Below are 21,054 nucleotides of genomic sequence, written 5' to 3'. Positions count from 1 at the left end.
CGGACGCACATAACCTCCTCGCGACCGAGGCTGCTGGACACACTTCAGTTCCGGGGATTCGTCCCACCACCCGGTAACTTAAGCTATATACTCGCCGCCGAACGCCGTTCGACGTATGACCGCCGACGCGATGACCCGAACCGAAGTCGACGAGACGCTCCGTGCGGCCGGCGCCGGCGTGCTGTCGTTGACCGACGGCGCGGAGACGTACGCCATCCCCGAATCGTTCGGCTACGACGGCGACTACGTCTACTTCCAACTGGTACACGGGTCGGACAGCGACAAGATGGACTTCGTCGCGACGACCGAGATCGCGACGCTCACCGCCTTCACCGAACAGCCAGCACGGAGCGTGATCGTCCGCGGCGAACTGGGGCCCGTACCCGACGGGGACGACCCCGTCGCGATGCGAGCCATCGCGGCCAACGCCACCATCCCGACGGTGGACATCAGCCTCGACACCGACCCCGACGCCCTCTCGTTCGAGTTCTACCGTCTGTGCCCGGAGGAGCGCTCCGGCCGCAAGTTCGGCGCCGTACCGACCACACCCGGCGATCCCTGACCGGCCGCGCGACCCGACGGTATAAGCCCGCGCGCCCGAACCACCGGTATGGTCACGGTTCCGGCGTCGACGCTGTCGCATTTCCGGCGGTTCTCCCTGTTCAACTCCCCTTACGCCGCCCACGACCGCGGGTGCGCCATCGACCTCTACCCCGAGACGAACCAGGGACTCTCGCCCGTCGCGGGCGTCGTCCGCGACACCCGAACCGTGCGCGCCCCCTCCCGATCCTACGCTGTCGCCGAGGATCATCTGATCCTGATCGACACCGGCGACCACGTCGCCCGAATCCTCCACGTCGACCCCGCCGTCGACGCCGGCGATCACGTCGCCGTCGGCGACGCCCTCGGCGAGATGGTCCGCTCCGGCTTCTTCGGTCCCTGGGTCGACAACCACGTCCACCTCGGTTTCCGCGACCCGGACGCGAACCCGTACCGTGCAGCCGGGTCGCTTCCGGTCGAGGTGGACGTCCCGGTGTGTCCGCTCGACTGGGACGGCACCGGAACCGTCCGCGAGGTGGGCGACACCTACGTCGTCCTCGACCGACCGGAACACCCGGAGCCGGGGTCGTGGGCGGGGCTGTCAGCCGCGCCGGGGGTCGTCCTCGACGGCGGGTGCCCCCACTACGACGGCGGCGGCGTCCTCCCCGCCCGCGACGGTCCCACACCCGTCTCGGTGGCGGGCGGCCGCGTCGGCGTCGCCGACGGCCGTGCGGTGGCGTGGGACGGCGTGACGCTCCGGGCGAACGGGCGGCCGATCACGGGACTGTCGCTCTTTATCGCGCAGGACGCGGCCTTCGGCGCGAAACTCGTCTGTCCGGCGCACGACTTCGCGTCCGGGGAGGTGATTCGGGTGACCGTCGACGGGGCCTGACCGACCGAGCGCACGCGCACGGGACACTTTTGAGTGTCCTCGCCGAACGGACTCTACGATGAGCGACGATTCCGATGTGCCCGACCGCCCGGTCGACCGGGAGTCGCCGGTCGGCGAACCCGTCGTGCGTGCCGATCCGTCGGTGACGGGTGAGCGGGCGGACGAAGCCGTCGGCTTCGACCCGGACGACCCCGAGAGCGTGCAACTCGCCGCGGACGTGGTCCGGTCCTTCGCCGAGAACACGGTGGGGTCCGAGGACCACGTCTACATGCTCCGCGGGGCGGCGGCGTGTGCCGCGCTGGTTCGGGGTGTCGGCTCGTACAAGGCCGCGGCCGAACGCGCCGGTGGCGACGTCTCCGTCGCCTTCATCCGGAAGTGGGCGCGGGTTCACGACCTGCCCCAGGCCATCCGACGCCACGTCGCCCGCGGCACCATCGCGCCGACGGCGGCGAAACACATCGCGCGCGTCGCCGGCGACGACCGCTACGCGCTGGCGTGGGCGACGCTCGAACACGACCTCACCGTCCGTGAGATTCGCCGACTCGCGAGCGAGGTGAGCGACGGCCGGAGCGTCGAGGCGGCCCTCGACGACCGCGGGCTGACCTTCGGCCGGATGGACGTGACGCTCCCGGCCGCCCAGTACATCGAGCTCCGGCGCCGGGCGTCCATCGAGAACTGCGACCCCGACGACCTAGTGGCCGAGGCGTTCGACGACTTTCTGGATCTCTGATCGTGTCGGCCGGGGAGACACTATAAGACCGAGGCGGCCGAAGCGCGCCCCGTGACGCTACTGGTTCCATTCGACGACTCGGCACTCGCAGAGACGGCGCTGAAACGAGCGTGCGAATTCGGGGCGTACCGGAACGAGGCCGTCGTCGCCCTGACGGTCATCCCGGACGACCGGTCGTTCGCGGTGGAGCGGGGGTGGATCGACCCCAACGAGGCCTACCGACCGGACGACCTCTGCGTGCGGTTCCAGCAGCGGGTTCGCGCCGTCGACGACGGCGTGGAGTTCCGGTGTGAACGGCCGACGGACAGCGAGGACGCGACGGCGACGGCGACGGACGACGTCACCCGAACGATCAGAGCGGTGGCGGGGGAACTCGACGTCTCGATTCTCTTCGTCGGGAGCGAGAACGCGGGTCGGGTGTCGTCGCCGATGACGAGCGTCGGCGACCCCCTCTCGTCGGACGCGCGGTACGACGTCCACATCGTCCGCCACGCGGAGTGACGGCGGCCGCCGACGAACGGGCGTCGACGTGCAGAGCGGTTGCTGGGCCGCCAGTTCCGACCAGTCCGTGCTCACGATGGAACGATCAGATTTTTGGTGAGGGATCGTGAGGGACGTGGTATGGCAATACATGGTTCCCGCCCCTCGGGCGACGCAGACACGGGATTGCCCGGGGTGGTGCCGCTCGACCTCACCCACCTGAGCCGATTGAGTTGGGAGCTCGGCTCTCGCGTGGTCGAGGACGACGAGTCGGCGCTCCGTAGCGAGTGGACCCACACCGGGTCGGCGTGGGAGGTGTCGATATTCGACGTGACGAGCGAAACCGTCGCTGTCCGCGTTCGGACTCCGATCGGACGGGAGCGGTTCTACGGCGCCGCGCGGATGGACCTCGAAACGGCCCTCCCGGCGCTCGAAGAGGCCGCCAACTGGCAGCGCTTGGACTGAGCGGGAGTCTCGTAGCGACCGAGACGTGCCGTCGTCGGGACGCCCCCGAACGCGCCCCGGCGACGACCCCGAGGAGTCGAGTTAGGGGATGTCCCGGTTCCACGAGGACACCGGCTAGGAGCGCGCCGTAGGTCACGAGTCCCACGCGGCCGCGCCGGGGACCGGGGGGCGACCCGGGCAGCGAGGAGGGCAGCGGCTCCGAGCGCGGCGCGGGCGACGAGTGCGGGGAGTTCGTCCCGACGGACGTCGGCCATGTGCGACCACGGACAAAGACCGCACGGCGGCCGAGAATCATCCGTGAAATTTCTCCCAACGCACATAAGTCGGTCCTGACCCAACCGGGGTCGAATGGACGCCAGCGCCTATCGCGAGGAGATCTACGACGTCTTTGCCGACTCGGACAGCGACACCGTAGCGCAGGTAGAGCGGGCACTCGCCATCGGAACGGAGTATCTGGGACTGCCGATCGGATTTCTCACGCATATCGAGGACGGGGTACAGGAGATCATCGCGACGACCGGGGACCACGACCTGCTCCAGGTGGGCGAGCGCTGTCCGCTGGACGAGGCGTACTGTCGCCGTACGCTCGAATCGGACGGCACGCTGGCGGTGCGGGACGCCCCGGCGTCGCCGTCCGTGACGGACCGGGCCGTCGAGACGTTCGGTCTCGGCACCTACATCGGCGTCACCGTCACCGTGGCGGACGAACCCTACGGGACGGTCTGTTTCGCCGCCGAACGGGAGCACGAGCGGCCGTTCACCGAGGCCGAGGAGGTGTTTCTGGAACTGCTGGGGAAGCTGATCGGGCAGGCGATCGAACGGCGCGCACACGAACGGGAGCTACAGCGACGGAACCGGCGGCTGAAACGCGAGAAAGCCCGGTTCGAGGGTATCGCGGAAACCAGCTTCGACGTCCTCTTTCGGATCGACCGCGACGCCACGTTCACTTACGTCTCCTCGGCGGTAGAGCGGGTGCTCGGCTACGCCCCCGCGGACCTGACCGGGACGTCGTTCTCGGCGTGGCTCGATTCGTCGTCGATCAGCGACGCGATTCTGGCGTTCGACCGGGCGATGAACGGCGAGACGGTCGAGGACCTCGAACTCACCTTCGAGGACACCGACGGCGAGCGCGTCGTCGTCGCGGTGAACGGCACGCCGATCCGGGCGGACGGGGAGGTGACGGGCGTCCAGGGTGTCGGTCGAGACGTGACCGCTCGGAAGGCACGGGAGCGGGAACTCCACCTGAAGACCCGGGCGATGGACGAGGCACGGGTGGGAATATCCATCGCCGACGCACGCGACGGCGACCTGCCGCTCGTCTACGCCAACGAGGGGTTCGAGCGCGTGACCGGCTACGACGCCGAGGCGATGCTGGGACGGAACTGTCGGTTCCTACAGGGCGAGGCGACCGATCCCGGGGCGACCGACCTGTTGGGCGAGCGCATCGAGCGCGAGGAGCCGGCGTCGGTCGAACTCATCAATTACCGGGTGGACGGAACGCCGTTCTGGAGCCAGGTGCGCCTCAGTCCGGTGGACGCCGAGGACGGCACGATCAGCCACTACCTCGGCTTCCAGACGGACGTGACCGAGCGCAAGCGCACCGAACAGCTGATACGACTGCTGAACCGGGTGCTCCGGCACAACCTCCGCAACGACATGAACGTCGTCAGCGGGACGGGGAGACTGCTCCGGGAGGGGGACGTGGAGCCGGCGGACCTCGCTACTCTGGGCGAACGCATCGAACGGACGGCGGATCGTCTGGTGAGTCTGAGCGAGCAGGCACGCGAACTGGAGCGAAACGCCCGGCGAGAGCGCGATCCGACCCGTCTCGATCCGTCGAGTCTGTTCGAGGCGGTCGTATCCGGCCTCCCCGAGGGAGCGACCGTCGAGACGCGGATCGACACCGAACGCGGGATCTGTGCGGGTCCGGAACTGGAACGGGCGCTCGTCGAACTCGCGGGGAACGCGGTCCGACACAACCCGGCCGCCGAGCCGTGGGTCGAGGTGGCGGCCGTTGACGACGACGAGTGGGTGACCGTCACCGTCACCGACGACGGGCCGGGAATCGACGACATGGAGACGGCCGTCATCGCCGGGGGCCAGGAGACGGAACTGGTCCACGGGTCGGGGTTGGGCCTGTGGCTGGTCAACTGGATCGTGACGCGGTACGGCGGCTCCTTCCAGATCGAGGCACGGACGGACGCCGAGGGATCGATCGCGACGGTGCGACTTCCCGGCATCGGTCCCGAGGAGTCGGTGACAGCGGTCGAGCGAGGACCGACGGTCCTGTTCCGGTGAGCAACCGTCGGCCCGCCGGCAGACGAGCGTGACGGGGACCGGCGCGTAGACGTCCATCCCCCGCCCCTTCGAGGTGGAGCGAGTGGCGACGGGTTCGACGAGGTCGGCGTTCCGCCGGACCGTCGACTCACGCTTCGGCGACGAGCCACCGTCGGAGGACGACGGCCACGGCGACGCCGTAGACGGCGGCGGGGGTGAAGCCGACGGCGGCCGCGACGACCGTCGGATCGGCGGACGGGACGAGTGGATACACCACCGGCAGGAGGAGCCTGATCGACCCGACGACCACCCCGAATCCGACAACGACGACGGCGAGGACGCCGACGACGGCGAGAGCCATTCTCGCCCCGTCCGTCCGGACGCTCGCGAGGGGATCGGTCATCGCCGCGACCACCACCGGTCCGCGTGCCCGGCGAGACGGCGACGGTGGTGTCGAACCGACGTGAGGGTGGTCACGACGAGGCGACCCGGGACGGTGGCGGTGTGGCTCGGTACCAACATCGTCCGACCGCAGGCCCCGAGTGACATAGGCCTGCCGGCGCACCGACGAGGGTTCGATTCTCACAGGTGATTCTGTCGGCGAGCGTATATACGGGGGGCGGCCGAATGGAACGTACAATGGGGGGATGGTCAGCACGGACGAGCGGAACGGTCGTCACGGTGGCCGGTCTCGCGCTCTCGGCGCTCCACCTTCGGACCGCCGTTCTGCTGTGGTCGACGCCGGCGCTGGTGGTAGTCGAGGCGTTCGTCCCGCTGTTGCTCTCGCTGTCGATAACCGGCGTGGGTACCTTGGTCCGTCGGGGTGAACTCGTTCCCGAGCAGTTCGCCGACCGGGTGATGGCGTGGGGAGGCGTGGGTTCGCTGTCGCTCGGTGCCGCCATCGGCTGGCTATTTCTCGACGCCGCCGTTCGCGGCCAGTCGATGCTGGCGACGGGTGGGACGCTCCTCAACGCTACCACGCTCGGTGTGCTCGGAGGGGTCGTGATCGGTGTCTACGACGCCCGCGGCCGACACCAGCGACACCGCGCGGCCCAGTTGACCCGGATCAACGACACGCTCCGGATCGCGACCCAGGAGATCATGAACGCGACCGACCGGGCGGAACTCGAAACGGCGGTCTGCGAGCGACTCACGGCGTCGAACATCTACGACAGCGCGTGGCTCGGTCGATACGCGCCGGGAACCACACGGATTCGCCCGGTGGCGTGGGCGGGTCACGACGACGAGTATATCGACTCGCTCGAGGTCACCGTCGATCCGACCGAGCCACTCGGCCGGGGACCGGGTGGGGAGGCGATCCGGACGCGAGAGATCCAGCCCGTGCAGGACGTGTTCGCGGAGCCGAGTCTGGAACCGTGGTGGGACCTCCTGGAGAGCCGGGGGGTGGCGTCGATGGCGGTCGTCCCGCTGGTCGGAGCTAGCCGGGTCTACGGCCTTCTCAGCGTCTACGCCAATCGATCGAACGTGTTCGACGCCTCGGAGCGGGAGGCACTCACGGAACTCGGCGAGAGCGTCGGCCACGCCCTCGACTCGATGGCGGCCCGGGACAAGCTCGCCCGGCGCGAGGAGGAACTCGCCCACCAGAACGAACACCTCGACGAGTTCGCGAGCGTCGTCTCACACGATCTTCGCAACCCCCTGAACGTCGCACAGGGCAACCTCGAACTCGCCCGGGAGACCGGAGCGGCGGAGTACCTGAAGCGGGTCGGGGAGGCACTCGACCGGATGAACGAGCTGATCGACGACGTGCTCACGCTGGCACGGAACGGGCGGACAGTGAGCGAGTTCACCCCGGTCGACCTCGAATCGGTCGTCGAGGGGGCGTGGAACACGACGACGACGGGGGCAGCGACGCTCGTCGTCGAGGACTCGCTAGGGGTCGTCCAGGGCGACGAGCAGCGACTCGTCCAGGTGTTCGAGAACCTGTTTCGGAACAGCGTGGAACATGGTTCCGCGGGCAGCCGGCCGCAGGCCGGCGACGGCGTCGAACACGGTTCCACGGGCAACCGGACGAAGTCCGGTGACAGCGTCGAACGTGGCCCCTCCGACCCGGGGTCGGGCGCCCCGGAGGGGACGGCGGCGGCCGGTCGCGATGCCGACGTCGAGTCGTTCACGCGGGGAGCGACGAGCGGCGAGGGCGGCGATGCCCAACTGACCGTCACCGTCGGGCGCACCGACGACGGGTTCTACGTCGCCGACGACGGCCCCGGCATCCCCGAGTCGGAGCGCGACCGGGTGTTCGAGACGGGGTACTCGACCGATCCGGACGGGACGGGCTTCGGTCTCAACATCGTCAGGAGCATCGCGGAGGCCCACGGCTGGGAGGTGGTGGTGACCGAGAGCGCGGACGGGGGCGCCCGCTTCGAGTTCGGAGGCATCGCGGCGGCGGAGGACGGACGGGTCGAGCGACCGCAGGACGAGGACGGCGAGTGACCGCGCGAGCGACGCCGCTTACGGTGGCACGACGACCGCTCGGCCCTCGATTTCGCCGTGTTCGAGCCGTTCGGCCACGGTGTTGATGTCGTCGAGATCGTACCGCGAGGTACGCAGTTCCACGTCGCCACGGTCGACGAGCGCGACCAGTTCCTGCAGTTCGGTGTACCGACCGACGAGCGTGCCGCGGTAGGCGAACTCCCCGTTGACGAGCGCCTGTGACGGTTCGTGGATGTGGCCGCCGTAGCCGACGACGTGGTGGTCGCCGCCCGCGGCGACGATGTCGGGCGCGTAGCCCGTCGTCTCGTCGGCACCGACGAAGTCGAGGACTTGCTGGGCGCCCACGCCGTCGGTGATTCCCTCGATTTCTGCCGCCACGTCCGCGCTCGCCGGGTCGACTGTGTGGTGGGCGCCGAGATCCGCCGCTAGGTCGCGTGCCGCCGGTTTGAGATCGAGTGCCGTGATTTCGGCGGCGCTCATCGCGTCGAGACACTGGAGACCGATGTGGCCGAGGCCGCCGACGCCGATGACCACGGCGTGATCACCGGGGTCGAGTTCGCGGACGGCCTTCTTCGCGGCGTGGTAGGCGGTGATGCCGGCGTCGGCGTGCGGGGCGATGTCCGTCGGGTCGACGCCATCGGGAAGCGGAATGACCGCCCGTTCGTTCGTGAGGAGGTACTCCGCGAAGCCGCCGTCGGTCGTCAGCCCGGGGAACTGAGCGTTCTCGCAGTACATGTCCTCGCCGAGACGGCAGGGCCGACAGGTGCCGCAGGTCACGTGAGGGTGGCAGATCACCCGATCACCGGGTTCGACGATGTCGACGTTCCCGCCGACTTCGGCGACCGTTCCCGCGTTCTCGTGACCGAGCGTCATGGGGAGGTCCTGTGGTGCGTAGTCGGTCCACATCCCCTCGATGATGTGGTTGTCAGTCTGACACCAGCCGGCGCCCTCCACCTCGACGAGTACGTCGTCGGGGCCGGTGACGGCGGGCCGCGCCACCTCGTCGATGGAGAGCGCCTCGCTCATGTCGTCCGTGTAGGCGTGCAGTCGTGCGGCGAGCATGTGTGGGAGGTTCACCCCCGACACAAAAAACGTTGCTCCACCGACAATCACGAACGACCATAATAGTTATTTGGTATCATTACTCACGGACGGTCGTACCATGTACGAGTACGAGGGAGAGGACGTGTTCGTCATCGACTCGCACCTGCACCTGTGGGACGCGAGCGAGGAGAACATCGTCCACGAGGGTGGCGAGCAGTTCATCCAGTGTTTCTACGACTACCACACGGCGTTCACCCCGGAGGAGCGTCAGTGGTCACTGGAGGAGTACCGCAAGTACGGCGCCGACCGGATGATGAACGACCTGTTCGGGTCGGCGGCGGTCGACATGGGCATCTTCCAGCCAACCTACCTCACGGACTTCTACGACGATGGCTTCAACACGGCCGAGCAGAACGCCGAACTCGCCGAGGAGTACCCCGAGCGGTTCGTCCTCAACGGCGCCTTCGACCCCCGGGACGGCGAGGAGGGACTGGCGTATCTGGAGGAACTGAACGAGACGTACGACCTCCAGGGCGTGAAACTCTACACGGCGGAGTGGCGCGGTGATTCGAAGGGGTGGCGCCTCGACAGCGAGGAGTCGTTCCGGTTTCTGGAGAAGTGTGCCGACCTGGGAATCCGGAACGTCCACCCCCACAAGGGACCGACCATCCGCCCACTCAACCGCGACGCCTTCGACGTTGCCGACGTCGACGACGCCGCCACCTCCTTCCCCGAACTCAACTTCGTCGTCGAACACGTCGGCCTGCCGCGACTGGACGACTTCTGCTGGATCGCCGCCCAGGAGCCGAACGTCTACGGCGGCCTCGCCGTCGCGGCGCCGATGGCGGTCCACCGACCGCGGAAGTTCGGCGAGATCATGGGCGAACTCCTCTTCTGGCTGGGCGAGGACCGCCTCCTCTTCGGCTCCGACTACGCGCTCTGGAATCCGGACTGGCTGGTCGACGTGGTGATGAACGCCGAGTTGACCGAGGAACAGCGCGACGAGTACGGCGTCGAACTCGATCTGGAGACGAAAAAGAAGATCATGGGCGAGAACGCCGCCCGCCTGTACGATATCGACATCGAGGCGAAGAGAGAACAGTTCCGGTCGGACGACGTGACCGAGGAGTTCGGCCTCGCGGACCACTACGCCGGCGACACGGCCGCGGGCCCGGCGGACGACTGACCCATGGGCGCGAACTCACTCGACGACGACGTGACGGCCACCCGGGTCCGGAAGCGCCTCGACCGGGTCACAGACCCCGAACTCGACACCTCCATCGTCGAACTCGACTACGTGGACGAGATTCGGATCGAAGGGGAGAGGGTGTCCGTCGCGTTCACGCTCCCGACGGCGTGGTGTTCGCCCGCCTTCGCGTGGATGATGGCGACCGACGCCCGCGACGAGGTGGCGTCGCTGCCGGGGGTGACCGACGTCCGGATCGACCTCCGGGAACACATGCACGAGACGGAGATCAACCGCGGCGTCAACGAGGGGCTGTCGTTCGGCGAGGCGTTCCCCGACGCCGACGGGAGCGTCGCGCCCGTCCGCGCCGAACTCGACGGGAAGGCGCGGGTTTCCCGCCAGCACGACGCCACGGAGGTACTCCTCGACGCCGGCCTCGACGGTGACCAGATCGTCGAACTGACGCGGGCGGACCTCGCCATCGACGAGGAGGCCGGCCGCGCCCGGGTGTGGGTCCGCGACGGCTCGCTCGCGGTGACCGTCGACGCCGAGCCGCTGGAGCGATACCTCGAGAAGGCGCGGGCGACCGGCCTGCTGGCCGACGATCATCCCGCACTGTTCCGGACGCCGGAGGGCGACCCCATCGCCCCGGCGGCGTTCGAGACGGTGCGCCACAGGACGCGACTCGCCGGCGTCAACATGAGCGGGCAGGGGTCGGTCTGTGACGCACTCCACGAGTCACGCCGCGCCGAGGACCGGCCGCCGCTGTCGATGCGGTCGGACTAGAAGCCGAGCAGGCCACCGGGGCCAGGCGGCGGCGCGCTCGCCCCGTCGCGATCACCGTCCCCGTCGTCCCCCGGTTCGCCGTGGCCCGGTTTCGCCAGCCCGTAGCGGCCGCGGGCGGCGAAGTCAGCCGGGTCCCAACCACACTCCGGGCAGGCGTCCGCGTCGTAGTCGATGTCGACGCCGCAGCCGAGACACTCGTTTTCGGCGCCCATCGTCAGTCACGCGCCCCCAGACCGGCACGGCCCAGTCCGTAGCGCCCGTCGGCGACCCACTCCTCGCGACTCCACCCACAGTGGGGGCAGGTCGACTCGCGGTAGTCGAACGACTCGCTGCAGCGTTGACACGCGGTTTCGGCTTCCATGCACCGTGGTATCGTGTGTCTCGACCCTAAGCCTGTCGCCGTCGGAAGTCACGCTCGCCCGATCGGGGGACTCCGCGCGATGGGACGTGCACGCGGTTCGAAACGCGACGATACTTGCGGACGGCGCCCGTCTGGGACGTATGGACCTCACGGTGTACGGCCCCCTGCGGTCGGCGACGGGTACGAAGCGGGTCGGTGTCGACCCGGACGAACCGACGGTACGCGGCGTCCTCGACGCCCTCGTGACCGCCTACCCGCGCGCCGAGTCCCACCTCGTCGACGAGGACGGTGCCCTCCGGCCGAGCGTGCGGGTCACCGTCGACGGCGAGCGCGCAGCCCTCGACGACGACTGTCCGGCGGACGCCGAGGTGGCGGTGTTTCCGGCGATGCGCGGGGGGTGAGCGTACGGCGGGAGCGAGGCGCACGGCCCCCGTTCACAGGTCGTACTGCTCGCGCACGGTGTCGGCGAGGCCGACGGATTCGAGGCGGTCCATCGGCGCGAGCATCGACAGCTGGACGACGCCGGGCAGGCGGGCGATTTCGACGCCGCCGGTGAAGGTACAGCGGGCGCGCACCTCGCCTTCCGTCATGTCGAGCAGGGCGCCCGCGCGGTCGAAGGCGTTGTCGGTGGCGTCGTTGATCGTCGCGCCCGAGCCGATCACCTGGATGGGCGCGGCGTCGGCCACCTCGTCCACGTCGTACTGCGCGGCCAGTTCGGTGCCGGTCTCGCGTTCGGCGCCCGTGTACGGCTTCGCGATGTCCGGCAGATCCTCGACGTTCGGGAGGAGCAGGGGGCCGTCGATGTCGAGGCCCTTGATGACCTCGACCCCCAGTTCCGTGCGGCCGCTCACGTCGGTCGTGTGCAAGGAGAGTTCGCCGTCGCCCTGGTTGGCGTGGAGGTCACCGACGTAGAGGCCGGCGCCCTCGACTTTCACCGGACAGATCAGCGTCGCCCCCGGCCGCACGTCGTTCGAGTCCATGTGGCCGTCGGTCCGGTCCGCCAGCGCGTCCTCGTCCGGTAGGCCCCAGTCGTGGCCGGCGCCGATGAGGAACTGCCCGAAGTCGCCGGCGTTGTGTGAGTCGGGGAACTCCCGTGGCGGCGTCGTGCCGATGTTGCCGATGAAGGGGCGGAGGTGGCCGAGCGTCCCCGGAATCTCGGCGGGCTTGTAGAGCAGGATGGGGTGCTGGCGGGAGTGCTCGGGCAGGGCCATCGCTTCGTGGGCGCGTTCGGCGAGGTCCGTCGCGCCCGCGTCGCCGACGGTCAGCCCGACGGTCCGGTCGTCGTCGAAGGCGACGGTGTAGCCGAACTCGAAGCCGAACGAGGAGGCGTTGGCGCCACACTCCGCACATCTGATGGCGTCCTCGCCGGTCCCCTCGACGACGGACTCGGGCCACGCCGTCCCGCACTCGGGACAGCGGTGGTCGACGAAGGGGTCGTCGCCGAAGGCGCCCTCGCGTTCGGCCATGCTCCCGGTGCTGGTGGCGACGCTCGTCACCTCCACGTCGCGGATGTGGACCGCGATGGCGTCGCCGGGTTCGGCGTTCTCGACACGGATCGGACGTGTGACCTCGTGACCGCCGCGGAACTCGGGCGTGATCATCGGTCCCCAGCACGCGGGTGGCGTGTGGGTGCGCACCGTGCCGCCGTCGGCGACCGTTCCCGCCCACTCTTGGTCCGGACCGACGAGGCCGAGCGTGAACCGGTCGACGTCGAGTTCCTGTTGGATCTGTTGGGACATACGATCGAAGATTGTCGGGTACGGCAATAACTGTCACGGGGCGCTCCGCACTGCTACCCGCCGACGCTGCTCCGGAACCCTCGCTGTATCGTCATGGCGTGGGCGTAGTCCGCCTCGGAGAGGACGCCGACGAGCGCCCCGTCGCGTTCGACGATGGCGTCGATTCCGTCCGCCCCCTGGAGGGAAACCAGCGTGTCGAAGGCGTCGGCGGTCGCGTCGATCCGTGGCACGTCGCGCATGATCTCTCGGACCGTAATCGTCGCGTGATCCGTCCGCTTGACCGCACGAAGGTCCTCGAGCGTGACGAGACCGGCCGGCATCCCGCCGTCGGTCACGAGGTGGACCGACTCGCGGTCCCGAAGTAGCAGCCGGCCGAACTCCTCGACTGTCGTCGTCGCGTCGACGGTGGCCGGCTCCCGGGTCATGATGTCGCCGACGGTGAGTCCCTCGAGGAGTTCGTCGAGGAGGACGGCCTTCGACTCCGTCGTCGCGGCGCCGTAGATGAAGAAGGCCAGAAGCAACAGGATGAGCTGGAAGTTGAGGACGGCGACGATGGCAAAGAGGAAGGCGAAGCCGACGCCGATCCGGGCGGCGATACGGGTCGCGGTGCCGTAGGGGCGCGAGCGGGCGAGCAGCGCACGCAGGATGCGCCCGCCGTCCATCGGGAACGCCGGCAGGAGGTTGAAGACCGCCAGCGTGACGTTCACGATGGCGAGCCAGCCGAAGACGAACCGGGGGACTGGAAGCGACTCCGGTACCACCAGAACCGCGGCGTAACAGACCGCGGCGACGAGGACGCTCGTCACGGGACCGGCGATGGCGATCCAGAACTCCCGGTTCCACTCCTTCGGGAAGGTCTTCAGCGCCGCGAGACCGCCGAGGATCCAGAGCGTGATCGACTCGATTTCCAGTCCGTAGCGCATGGCGACCCACGAGTGCCCCAGTTCGTGGACGGTCACGCTCACGAACAGTCCCACCGCCGCGACGACGCCGATCAGCCACGGCGTCGATCCGGCCCGGAGGCGAGCGATGTCGAACCCGATGCCGGTGAATCTCTCGATGACCCCGGCGTAGAGTTCGATCTGTTGCCCGCTCCCGATCAGCCACGCGAGGATGGGGAGGAAGATCAACAGCGACGTGTTGATCCGAATCGGGATTCCCCAAATGTTGGCTACCGTATAGCTTCTCATAACAGCGATGGTCGCTCCGGACACTTAATCGTGCGTCACGCCAGTGGTCCGGGACGGCGAGTACGGGACGGTCTACAACAACCTGCCGCCGACCGAGTTCGGGTAGCCGGCGACCCACCGGGAATGACTTACAGCGATCGCTATCAGTCGCCGGGACCGCTCCGCGCTCGTTCGACCGTCGCCGCCTCGTCCGTCCGCAGGTCGGAGACGAAGCCGAACAGCGCCTCGAAATCCGTGACGCCCTCCTGGACGAGATACTGGACGTACCGATGCTTCCGGTGGAACTCGGCTTCGACGGCCTCCACCTCGCGGTCGCTGGCGTCGGCGAGTCGGTGGAAGAGGCGGAAGCCGAGCGACCGGTGGCCGTCGTCGAGATGCGGGTGGGCGTAGTCGACGCGGAAGCGGCCGTCGGTGTCCCGGCGCGCGACGACGTTCCAGTAGAGGGTGCGCCCGCCCTTCTCGACGGCGCCCGAGGGGAGCGTCCCGCCGTCGAGGGTCTCGTACTCGCGCTCGCTCAGAAGTTCGACCGCCTCGGCCACGTAGCGGTCGCCGTCGACGTGGTGGGGGAAGACGACGAGGTCGATTTCCCGGAGGAGGTACGGCGCGAGCCCCTGCTCGATCACGCGGTTGATGAGCGTCTCGACGTCCTCGGCGTGGGTGGTGCCGATGACGCCGTGTCCCGTGTTGAGCGTCTCGCCGAACGTCTCGAAGGAGGCGGGCGTGTTGATCTCCGCGATGACCTCCACGTCCGGATTCAGGTAGTTCGTCTCGGTCATCAACCGGGCCATCGTCACCCGCTTGTACTCGTTCTCGTGGTCGCGAGTCGTCAGCGAGATTCCCGTCTCGTGGGGGAGGCGCACCTCGCGGCTCCCCTCGTCGATGGAGACGGGGCGGTCGTCGTAGGGGACGAAGGGCATGTGGGCGTTCATGAGCGTCGTCTTCCCCACGCCCGTCGGCCCCGAAAAGAGGACGACGCCGTGGCTCTCGTACAGCATCCAGAGGAGGCTGACGAGCTCCGTCGAGAGCGCATCGCGGTCGATCAGGTCGACGGGCGTCATCGCGTCGCCGGCCTGCTTTCGGATGGAGACGTGCGGGCCGTCTTCGGAGATGACGGGCAGGGCGACGGCACATCGAATCGTCTCGTCGACGCCGGGCGGTTCGAGGTTCACTTTCGCGCTGGGCCGACTCGCGCTGAGTTCCGTCCCGTCGCTCGCGGCGAGCTGGGTGACGACGTTGACGAAGGCCGTCTCGTCGTCGAAAGCGAGGTTCGTGGGCACCCGACCGACGGGGAGTTCGTCGGCCCGTGGGATCACCTTCACGCGTTCGCCGACGCGGTTGGCCTCTACGTCCTCCAAGGACGGATCGCGGATGGGGATCGTCAGGACGCCGTGGCCCACGTAGTCGCGGAGGACGTAGTAGACCAGGTCGTCGAGGCGGTCGGTGGCGTACCGGCTGTCGACGGGCGGGACCGCGAGGCCGTATTCCGCCAGCGCCGTCGTCAGGCGATACTTCGTCGCCGCGACCCACGCTCGCGTGTTGCGGGCGGTGAGCCGGCGGGAGAGAAACTGGCGGGCGCGCTCCCGTACGAAGGCGTGCCGATCCTCGACGACGTCCTCGACGTTGGCCTCCCAGATACGCTCCTTGCACTCCTCGATGAGTTGCTCGTCGCCGGGGAGGAGATCCGGCTCGAGGACGGCATATTTCGTCGAGAACTGGTCGCTCCCCAGGAGATGTTCGCGGTAGATCACTACGGGCACGTCGAAGCCCGCGAAGTCGACGGCGTACCGACGGAGGCGCTCGCCGGCGACCCGGTCGACGAACCGGGCGTCGGCGTCGAAGTCGGTCTGGGCGGGGGCGTAGTTCTCCGTGTGGACGACTACCCGGTCGTCGCCGCGTCCCACGTCGACCACCTCGATCCGGTCGTCGAGGGCGAGCGGTGTCGACGCCTCCAGCAGTCGGAGTTCACAGAGAGCGTGGTAGGTGAGTCGGCGCCACGCGGCGGGGGAGGCGTCGATCAGGCGGTCGAGCGCTCGGCGGTACTTCGGTTCGAACCCCGCCGCGGCGCGTTCGGCGGTCCCCTCCCGCGTCAACGGGCGGCGGCGATTGACGACGGTGAAGTGCTCGCGAATACGTTCCATCGCGGCGCGGTCCACGGGACCGAGACCGGGTTCGCGGACGCCGTAGGCGAACTCGTCGTCGGTTTCGCGAATCGTCGCCACCACGCCGGGCGACACCTCGTACTGTGCGACCACGTCCGGTGCGTACCACGCCCCGGCGTCGTCCGGCGGCCGTGGCGCCGGTACGGGACCGTCGCCGGCCCCCGACGCTCCGCCGCCGACCGACAGCGTCGGTCCATCACTCATCCGTCGGGCCACACCTCCCGCGGGAGCGACATAGCCGTTGGTGCCTCGCTATCACTGATAATACTCGGGGTGCCCGATGCATCTAACCGCTCGCGTGCCGAAGGATGGCCGTGCCAGTCAGCCGCCGACACCTCGCCGTGGCGCTCGCTCTCGCCGTCCTCCTCGCGGGGTGTAGCGGCGCGCCGGTACCCGCGCCGGGCGGGACCGCCACGTCGACGCCGACGCCCACGGTGGCGGGCCCACCGCCGTCGCCGGATGAACCGGGCGGCAACGGGACGTTCTCGGTCCACTTCGTCAACGTCGGCCAGGGGTCGGCGACGCTCCTCGTCGGGCCGACGGGCGAGACGCTACTGGTCGACACCGGCGACTTCACCGACGAGGGGCGTCACGTCCTCGACTACCTCCGGCGGCAGGGCATCGACCGACTCGACGCCCTCGTCTCGACCCACGCCGACGCGGACCACATCGGCGGTAACGCGGCGGTGATCGAATACTACGAGACTGAGGCGGGGGGCGTCGGCACCGTCTACGACTCGGGCCTCGTCGCCAGCACCCGGACCTACGAGCGCTACCTCGACGCGGTGGAGACCCACGACGTGCCGCTGTACGTGACCCACCGGGGCGACGAGATTCCGCTGGCGGGCGTCGACGTGGACGTGTTGGGTCCGCCCGAGACGCCGCTGGCCGGCGGCGACCGGAACGAAAACAGCGTCGTCCTGCGGGCGTCGTTCGGCGAGACGAGCGTCCTGCTGACGGGCGACGCGGAGGACGCCGGGGAGTCGACGCTCGTCCGGACCGAGGGCGCGGCCCTCCGGTCGACGGTCCTCGCCGTGGGCCACCACGGGAGTCGAGGCAGCACGGATCCGGTGTTTCTCGGCGCCGTAGACCCGCGAGTGGCGGTGATCTCGAGCGCCGCCGATTCGCGGTACGGGCACCCCCACGCGGAGACGCTGTCCCGACTCGCCGACCGCTCGGTCCGGACGTACTGGACGGCGACGCACGGCCACGTCGTCCTCGTGAGCGACGGGGCGAGAACGACCGTGGCGACACAGCGAGCGGCGCCCACGGACCCGGTACGACTCCGCGAGGGCGATCCGGTTCCGCCGGGCACGACGGACCCGGTGACGGCGCGGGTAACGGTCGACGCGACGGACGGGGCGACGACGCCGCCGGTGACCGACGGCGGCCGTGACCAAGGCGGTCTGCGCCTCGTCACGGTCCACGCCGACGCCGAAGGCGACGACCGAAACAACCTCGACGACGAGTACCTCGTCCTCGCGAACGGCGGGACGGAACCGCTCGACCTCTCGGGGTGGACGGTGGCGGACGCGGCGGGGGCGACCTACACCGTCCCGGCGGGCACGACGCTCGCCCCGGGGGCGACGCTGACGCTGCACACCGGGGCGGGCACCGACACCGCCACCGATCTCTACTGGGGATCGACGCGGCCGGTCTGGAACAACGACGGCGACACGGTGATCGTGACGACGGCGAACGGCGAGCGCGTCCTGACGGAGGGGTACGCGTGATCCCCGACGGCACGTACCGGGCGGTAGTCGATCGGATCGAGGACGGCCTGGCGACGCTCGAGGTCGAACGCGAGGATGGGTGCCTGGTCGCCCTGACCGTCGAGGCGACGGCGTTGCCGCCGGCGGCACGGACGGCCGACGCGGTCCTGACCGTGACCCTCGAAGACGGCGCGCTCGCGTCGGCGAGACACGATCCGTCGGGGACGGCGGCGCGCCGGCGAGCGCTACGGGAGCGGTTCGAACGCCTGTCGTCGCGGCCGCCGGAGGCGGACGACGAGTCGGAGAGCTAGGCCGGGACGGGGTCGGCCCGGGTCGTCGACTCCGTGGTCGAGAGTTCGAACGCCTCCAGCAACGCGAGGAGGGTATCCGCTTGGTCGGCCAGGTCGTCGACGCGGCCGGAGACGTCGTCGAGCGAGTCCGTCTGTGCCCGCGCGGCCGAGGCGACGCTCGTGGCCTCGGTGGCCGTCTCCTCGCTCGTCGTCTCGATCTGTTCGACCATGGCGACGGTCTCCTCGGTCGAGGCGGCCTGCTGGTCGGTCGCGTCCGAAATCTCCCGCATCCCCTCGTCGGTCTCGCGAGCGAGTGCCGCGATGTTGTCGAGCGACTCGATGGCGTCCTCGACGGTTTCGACCGCGTCGGCGACCTCCTCGGTCGTCTCGTGCATCCCCTCGACGGTGGCCGTGGTCTGGGTCTGCACGCCGTCGATGATCTCCTGAACGTCCGTCGCCTCGGCCTGTGCCTCCTCGGCCAGCGACTTCACTTCGTCGGCGACGACGGCGAAGCCCTCGGCGCCCTCGCCCGAGTGGGCGGCCTCGATGGAGGCGTTGAGCGCGAGGAGGTTCGTGCGCTCGGCGATGTCGGAGATTGTGGCGACGATGTCGCCCATCCGAGCCATCCGGTCGTCGAGTTCGCGGAGCTGATCCATCGTCTCGGTCGCCTGCGTCTCGATGGCGTCCATCCGGTCGAGCGCCGCGACGGCCGCTTCCTGCCCCTCGTCGCCCATGTCGGCGGTGCGGGTGGCCACTTCGGCGACGCTGTCGGCCGAGGCGGCGATCTCCTCGACCGTCGCCGAGAGGTCACTCATCTCGCTCACGATCCGCTGGAGCTGGTCGCGCTGTTCCTCCGCGTCGGTGGAAATGTCCCCGGTGGCATCGCTGATCTCCTCGCTCGCTCGCGCCACCTCACCGAGGTCGGCGGAGGTGTCGACGGTCCGCTCCGAGACGGTGTCCGCGAAGGCGTACACCTCGCCGACCGTCTCCTCCAGATCGTCGAGCATCCGGTTGAACGACCGCGCGATGGAGGCCATGGCCGCGCTCTCCTCGTCGGGGTCCATCCGCACCGAGAGGTCCTTGTCGGCGGCGGCGGCCATGACGTCGCCGTACCGGTCGGCGGTCCGTTCGAGGTGGTCGGTCAACGCCTCCAGTTCGCGGGTGTTCGTCCGGAGATTGTCCGCCATCCGGTCGAGCGAGTCGCCGAACGAGCCGGGCACCGACTCCTCGAGAACGGGCGCGTCGAACTCCTGCCCGGCGAGGGCGTCCGCCTGTGCGGAGACGGTCGCGAGCGACGCCTGCATATCGTCGAACGCGGCGACGAGGCTCCCGATCTCGTCGTCCTGATCGTGGGCCTCTATGTGGGCGTCGTCGACCTCGCCGGCGGCGATGGTCGTCGCCGCGTCTTCGAGCATCCGTACCGGGCCGACGAAATCACGGCGAGCGATGAGTAGCGTGTTCGCGAACGCGACGGCGGCGCCGGCGAGGAGGCCGAACGTCACCAGCGTCCGAACGGCACCGTTCAGGAGGAACGGGAGGACGGCGAGGACGATGGCGACGCCGAACTGGATGGTCACCGCGGCGACGATCTTGCGCTCGATGGATTCGGTGATCCCGAGGAGATCCATCGTCCCCCACAGCGCCCGTCGATACTGATCCAGCAACATGGTTGGCCACTCGATGGGCGGGTTACATGAAGACACGGGTCCGATTATCAGTGCGTAGGAATGGACGCCCGACTCCGTGACTGAGCGGTGCGTCCGATTCCCACGGGTGGGACTCGGAGTGTGGCGGGTGACGAACGGGGGCACCGATGGACGTCGACGACGCGCTCGGCCGCCGAGTACGCGGATCGGGTCGGGAAGCCGACGCGCCTGTGGACGGCTCCCGGGACCGACCTGAACGAGTGGCGGGACCTGCCGGTCGATCCGGTCGAGCGGCGCGAGCGGTTCCCGACGGCGGTCCTCCACACCGACTAGCGACCCGGGGGCTTATTCCGCTCGACCCCCGTTTGGCGCGTATGGACGCCGAAATCACGCCCGACGAAGTCGAAGCGTTGCTGGAGAGCGACGACCGGCCGCGAGTGATCGACATCCGATCACCCGGGGCGTTCGGCCGGGGGCATATCCCGGGCAGCGAGAACGTGCCATTCGGAGACCTACCGGATCGGATCGACGAGTTCGCCGACGCCGACCGTATCGTCACCGTCTGTCCGCACGGCAAGGCGAGCGTACAGGCCGCACGGCTCATCAGTTCCTACGAGGGCACGGGGGAGGCTCGCGTCGAGAGCATGGCTGGCGGGCTGGACGCGTGGGAGGGACCGCTCGAAACGGACGGAGCGGCAGTCGACGGCGAGACGCCGGACTCGCCGTTCTGAACGGGCGGTTCGCGGAGGGTGTGGCTCGACGGGCGGGCTAGGTGACGATCACGCGACGTTGAACCCTTTGTCGCGGAGGAAGTCCTCCACGCGGCCGAGATGGTTCCCCTGGAGTTCGATGGAGCCGTCCTCGACGGTGCCGCCGCAGGCGAACTTGGACTTCAGGTCCGACGACAGGCTGTCCATGTCGACGTCTTTCGGATCGAACCCCTCGATGATCGTTACCTCCTTTCCGTAGCGGCGCTCGTCGATGCGGATGTTGATCTCCTGAGACTCCTTGGCCACGTCCTCACAGACGCAGAGTTCCTCAGGGAGCCCGCACGTCGAGCAGACTTCCGACATTACAGGGTAAAGCTACTGGATGGGACTATT

General features: G+C 69.1%; 23 protein-coding genes. 14 read left to right on the top strand and 9 right to left on the bottom strand.

All coding sequences use genetic code 11. The features are described 5' to 3' along the window. The first annotated feature begins 115 nt into the window (after nt 1-115). The 6 genes from V8686_RS01970 (at nt 116) to V8686_RS01945 (ending at nt 5,405) form a co-directional block, all read left to right on the top strand. Nucleotides 116-562 carry a pyridoxamine 5'-phosphate oxidase family protein gene (locus V8686_RS01970; RefSeq protein WP_379702287.1) on the top strand — a complete coding sequence of 149 codons (447 nt, stop codon included), beginning with the start codon at nt 116-118 and terminating at the stop codon, nt 560-562. Between the two features lie 48 nt (nt 563-610). Then, complete coding sequence (locus V8686_RS01965; RefSeq protein ID WP_379702286.1) at nt 611-1,432, top strand: hypothetical protein; 822 nt, start codon at nt 611-613, stop codon at nt 1,430-1,432. 58 nt (nt 1,433-1,490) lie between these two features. Then, nucleotides 1,491-2,162: a DUF7119 family protein gene (locus V8686_RS01960; protein ID WP_379702284.1), complete on the top strand. Its 672-nt coding sequence runs from the start codon at nt 1,491-1,493 to the stop codon at nt 2,160-2,162. Between the two features lie 51 nt (nt 2,163-2,213). Next, the gene (locus V8686_RS01955) at nt 2,214-2,663 is read left to right on the top strand and encodes a universal stress protein (RefSeq protein WP_379702282.1); all 450 of its coding nucleotides are present in this window, start codon (nt 2,214-2,216) and stop codon (nt 2,661-2,663) included. Nucleotides 2,664-2,783: 120 nt separating this feature from the next. Then, nucleotides 2,784-3,107, top strand: coding sequence for a hypothetical protein (locus V8686_RS01950; RefSeq protein WP_379702280.1), 324 nt, complete (start codon nt 2,784-2,786; stop codon nt 3,105-3,107). A 348-nt stretch (nt 3,108-3,455) separates the two neighbouring features. Further along, nucleotides 3,456-5,405 (top strand): PAS domain S-box protein, encoded by a 1,950-nt coding sequence (locus V8686_RS01945; protein WP_379702279.1) that lies wholly within the window; start codon nt 3,456-3,458, stop codon nt 5,403-5,405. 127 nt (nt 5,406-5,532) lie between these two features. On the opposite strand, the gene V8686_RS01940 is transcribed toward V8686_RS01945, so the two are convergent. After that, a complete protein-coding gene (locus V8686_RS01940) occupies nt 5,533-5,787 on the bottom strand; it encodes a hypothetical protein (protein ID WP_379702277.1) in 255 nt (84 codons plus the stop codon). Nucleotides 5,788-6,023: 236 nt separating this feature from the next. Here V8686_RS01940 and V8686_RS01935 point away from each other — a divergent pair, with 236 nt between their 5' ends. Continuing rightward, a complete protein-coding gene (locus tag V8686_RS01935; RefSeq protein ID WP_379702275.1) occupies nt 6,024-7,838 on the top strand; it encodes a receiver/sensor box histidine kinase in 1,815 nt (604 codons plus the stop codon). 18 nt (nt 7,839-7,856) lie between these two features. Here the strand turns inward: V8686_RS01935 and V8686_RS01930 are convergent, their stop codons facing one another. Next, the gene (locus V8686_RS01930) at nt 7,857-8,900 is read right to left on the bottom strand and encodes an NAD(P)-dependent alcohol dehydrogenase (protein ID WP_379702274.1); all 1,044 of its coding nucleotides are present in this window, start codon (nt 8,898-8,900) and stop codon (nt 7,857-7,859) included. A 100-nt stretch (nt 8,901-9,000) separates the two neighbouring features. On the opposite strand from V8686_RS01930, the gene V8686_RS01925 reads away from it, so the two are divergent. Next, complete coding sequence (locus tag V8686_RS01925; protein WP_379702272.1) at nt 9,001-10,068, top strand: amidohydrolase family protein; 1,068 nt, start codon at nt 9,001-9,003, stop codon at nt 10,066-10,068. A gap of 3 nt (nt 10,069-10,071) precedes the next feature. After that, a complete protein-coding gene (locus V8686_RS01920) occupies nt 10,072-10,854 on the top strand; it encodes an iron-sulfur cluster assembly protein (RefSeq protein ID WP_379702271.1) in 783 nt (260 codons plus the stop codon). Here V8686_RS01920 and V8686_RS01915 read toward each other — a convergent pair. Together V8686_RS01915 and V8686_RS01910 are read right to left on the bottom strand one after the other, a co-directional pair. Continuing rightward, a complete protein-coding gene (locus V8686_RS01915) occupies nt 10,851-11,066 on the bottom strand; it encodes a hypothetical protein (RefSeq protein WP_379702269.1) in 216 nt (71 codons plus the stop codon). The genes V8686_RS01920 and V8686_RS01915 overlap by 4 nt on opposite strands. Before the next feature lie 2 nt (nt 11,067-11,068). Continuing rightward, entirely contained in the window at nt 11,069-11,215 is a 147-nt protein-coding gene (locus V8686_RS01910) for a hypothetical protein (protein WP_379702267.1), read from the bottom strand. A 140-nt stretch (nt 11,216-11,355) separates the two neighbouring features. Here V8686_RS01910 and V8686_RS01905 point away from each other — a divergent pair, with 140 nt between their 5' ends. Then, nucleotides 11,356-11,616 (top strand): ubiquitin-like small modifier protein 1, encoded by a 261-nt coding sequence (locus V8686_RS01905; protein WP_379702266.1) that lies wholly within the window; start codon nt 11,356-11,358, stop codon nt 11,614-11,616. 33 nt (nt 11,617-11,649) lie between these two features. Here V8686_RS01905 and V8686_RS01900 read toward each other — a convergent pair whose 3' ends face one another. The 3 genes from V8686_RS01900 to V8686_RS01890 all read right to left on the bottom strand — a co-directional run bounded on the left by V8686_RS01900 (nt 11,650) and on the right by V8686_RS01890 (nt 16,507). Then, nucleotides 11,650-12,954: an acetamidase/formamidase family protein gene (locus tag V8686_RS01900; RefSeq protein ID WP_379702265.1), complete on the bottom strand. Its 1,305-nt coding sequence runs from the start codon at nt 12,952-12,954 to the stop codon at nt 11,650-11,652. A gap of 53 nt (nt 12,955-13,007) precedes the next feature. Continuing rightward, nucleotides 13,008-14,144, bottom strand: a complete 1,137-nt coding sequence (locus tag V8686_RS01895) for a site-2 protease family protein (RefSeq protein WP_379702264.1) — start codon at nt 14,142-14,144, stop codon at nt 13,008-13,010. Between the two features lie 143 nt (nt 14,145-14,287). Then, nucleotides 14,288-16,507, bottom strand: a complete 2,220-nt coding sequence (locus V8686_RS01890) for a type II/IV secretion system ATPase subunit (RefSeq protein WP_379702262.1) — start codon at nt 16,505-16,507, stop codon at nt 14,288-14,290. A gap of 110 nt (nt 16,508-16,617) precedes the next feature. On the opposite strand from V8686_RS01890, the gene V8686_RS01885 reads away from it, so the two are divergent. Then, nucleotides 16,618-18,036 (top strand): lamin tail domain-containing protein, encoded by a 1,419-nt coding sequence (locus tag V8686_RS01885; RefSeq protein WP_379702261.1) that lies wholly within the window; start codon nt 16,618-16,620, stop codon nt 18,034-18,036. Then, nucleotides 18,033-18,326: a DUF3006 family protein gene (locus V8686_RS01880; RefSeq protein WP_379702259.1), complete on the top strand. Its 294-nt coding sequence runs from the start codon at nt 18,033-18,035 to the stop codon at nt 18,324-18,326. The genes V8686_RS01885 and V8686_RS01880 overlap by 4 nt, the downstream gene beginning before the upstream one ends. On the opposite strand, the gene V8686_RS01875 is transcribed toward V8686_RS01880, so the two are convergent. After that, a complete protein-coding gene (locus V8686_RS01875) occupies nt 18,323-19,972 on the bottom strand; it encodes a methyl-accepting chemotaxis protein (protein WP_379702258.1) in 1,650 nt (549 codons plus the stop codon). The two genes, V8686_RS01880 and V8686_RS01875, sit on opposite strands and share 4 nt — an antisense overlap. A 120-nt stretch (nt 19,973-20,092) precedes the next feature. Between V8686_RS01875 and V8686_RS01870 the strand changes: the two genes are divergently transcribed. Then, nucleotides 20,093-20,284, top strand: coding sequence for a hypothetical protein (locus V8686_RS01870; RefSeq protein WP_379702257.1), 192 nt, complete (start codon nt 20,093-20,095; stop codon nt 20,282-20,284). A 41-nt stretch (nt 20,285-20,325) separates the two neighbouring features. Beyond that, nucleotides 20,326-20,682 (top strand): rhodanese-like domain-containing protein, encoded by a 357-nt coding sequence (locus V8686_RS01865; protein ID WP_379702255.1) that lies wholly within the window; start codon nt 20,326-20,328, stop codon nt 20,680-20,682. Nucleotides 20,683-20,730: 48 nt separating this feature from the next. Here V8686_RS01865 and yciH read toward each other — a convergent pair whose 3' ends face one another. Next, a complete protein-coding gene (yciH, locus tag V8686_RS01860; RefSeq protein ID WP_049935096.1) occupies nt 20,731-21,024 on the bottom strand; it encodes a stress response translation initiation inhibitor YciH in 294 nt (97 codons plus the stop codon). Nucleotides 21,025-21,054 lie beyond the last annotated feature (30 nt).

This window comes from Haloplanus litoreus, assembly GCF_045690335.1.
Taxonomy (GTDB): domain Archaea; phylum Halobacteriota; class Halobacteria; order Halobacteriales; family Haloferacaceae; genus Haloplanus; species Haloplanus litoreus.
This window is presented reverse-complemented; position numbering and strand designations above follow the sequence as displayed.

Coding starts and splice junctions, on each gene's coding strand:
- V8686_RS01945 (WP_379702279.1), top strand. CDS start 3,456: ATGGACGCCAGCGCCTATCGCGAGGAGATCTACGACGTCTTTGCCGAC.
- V8686_RS01900 (WP_379702265.1), bottom strand. CDS start 12,954: ATGTCCCAACAGATCCAACAGGAACTCGACGTCGACCGGTTCACGCTC.
- V8686_RS01925 (WP_379702272.1), top strand. CDS start 9,001: ATGTACGAGTACGAGGGAGAGGACGTGTTCGTCATCGACTCGCACCTG.
- yciH (WP_049935096.1), bottom strand. CDS start 21,024: ATGTCGGAAGTCTGCTCGACGTGCGGGCTCCCTGAGGAACTCTGCGTC.
- V8686_RS01930 (WP_379702274.1), bottom strand. CDS start 8,900: ATGCTCGCCGCACGACTGCACGCCTACACGGACGACATGAGCGAGGCG.
- V8686_RS01970 (WP_379702287.1), top strand. CDS start 116: ATGACCGCCGACGCGATGACCCGAACCGAAGTCGACGAGACGCTCCGT.
- V8686_RS01865 (WP_379702255.1), top strand. CDS start 20,326: ATGGACGCCGAAATCACGCCCGACGAAGTCGAAGCGTTGCTGGAGAGC.
- V8686_RS01940 (WP_379702277.1), bottom strand. CDS start 5,787: ATGACCGATCCCCTCGCGAGCGTCCGGACGGACGGGGCGAGAATGGCT.
- V8686_RS01905 (WP_379702266.1), top strand. CDS start 11,356: ATGGACCTCACGGTGTACGGCCCCCTGCGGTCGGCGACGGGTACGAAG.
- V8686_RS01920 (WP_379702271.1), top strand. CDS start 10,072: ATGGGCGCGAACTCACTCGACGACGACGTGACGGCCACCCGGGTCCGG.
- V8686_RS01890 (WP_379702262.1), bottom strand. CDS start 16,507: ATGAGTGATGGACCGACGCTGTCGGTCGGCGGCGGAGCGTCGGGGGCC.
- V8686_RS01915 (WP_379702269.1), bottom strand. CDS start 11,066: ATGGGCGCCGAAAACGAGTGTCTCGGCTGCGGCGTCGACATCGACTAC.
- V8686_RS01875 (WP_379702258.1), bottom strand. CDS start 19,972: ATGTTGCTGGATCAGTATCGACGGGCGCTGTGGGGGACGATGGATCTC.
- V8686_RS01935 (WP_379702275.1), top strand. CDS start 6,024: ATGGGGGGATGGTCAGCACGGACGAGCGGAACGGTCGTCACGGTGGCC.
- V8686_RS01960 (WP_379702284.1), top strand. CDS start 1,491: ATGAGCGACGATTCCGATGTGCCCGACCGCCCGGTCGACCGGGAGTCG.
- V8686_RS01910 (WP_379702267.1), bottom strand. CDS start 11,215: ATGGAAGCCGAAACCGCGTGTCAACGCTGCAGCGAGTCGTTCGACTAC.
- V8686_RS01950 (WP_379702280.1), top strand. CDS start 2,784: ATGGCAATACATGGTTCCCGCCCCTCGGGCGACGCAGACACGGGATTG.
- V8686_RS01965 (WP_379702286.1), top strand. CDS start 611: ATGGTCACGGTTCCGGCGTCGACGCTGTCGCATTTCCGGCGGTTCTCC.
- V8686_RS01895 (WP_379702264.1), bottom strand. CDS start 14,144: ATGAGAAGCTATACGGTAGCCAACATTTGGGGAATCCCGATTCGGATC.